We start from the raw sequence: 607 nt of genomic DNA on the forward strand, positions 1-607 counted from the left end.
CCGGACGTGGTCGCCGTGCCCTTGATCGTCAAGGCGGTGCCGAGGTCGCGGTGGACGATGCCCGCGGTCGCGTCGTTGGCGGTGAAGTTCAGGCCGGTCGTCACGACGCCGCCGGTCGATGAGGTCAGTTGGCTGACATTCACCGCATCGGTCGGGTTCACGCCCGCCGCGACATTGGTGATGGTCGTGCCGGCCGCGCTGATCCCGACATTGGTCAGGCTCGGACCGGTGCCGCCATTGGTGGTGAAGCCGGTGCTGGTGATGCTGGCACCGCCCGCGCCGCCGACATTTACCGCGGTGCCGATCGCCAGGACCGGGGCGAGATTGAAGCCGACATTGTTGCTGGCCGCGGTCTTGCTGACCACGATGTTGCCGTCGCTATTGTTCAGGTCGACATTGTTGCCAGTGGCGCTGGCCACGCCGACATTGGTCGCGTTGGCGCCCTGCGCCGTCACGTTCCAACCCGCATTGGCCGCCTGGTTGGTCGCGAACAGCTGGGAGCCGTTGACCGCATCGGTCGAGGCCGCATTGATCACGCCCGGTGCGACGTTGGTGATGACCTTGTTGGCCGCGTTGATCCCGGCGGTGGTCACGCTCGGGCCGCCCG

Annotated in this window: 1 pseudogene; it reads right to left on the reverse strand. The window is 67.2% G+C overall.

Annotated elements, in window-relative coordinates:
* A pseudogene (locus SAS01S_RS22960) lies at nt 1-593 on the reverse strand (hypothetical protein); the annotation flags it as partial.
* Nucleotides 594-607 lie beyond the last annotated feature (14 nt).

This window comes from Sphingomonas asaccharolytica NBRC 15499, assembly GCF_001598355.1.
In the GTDB taxonomy this organism is placed as follows: Bacteria; Pseudomonadota; Alphaproteobacteria; order Sphingomonadales; family Sphingomonadaceae; genus Sphingomonas; species Sphingomonas asaccharolytica.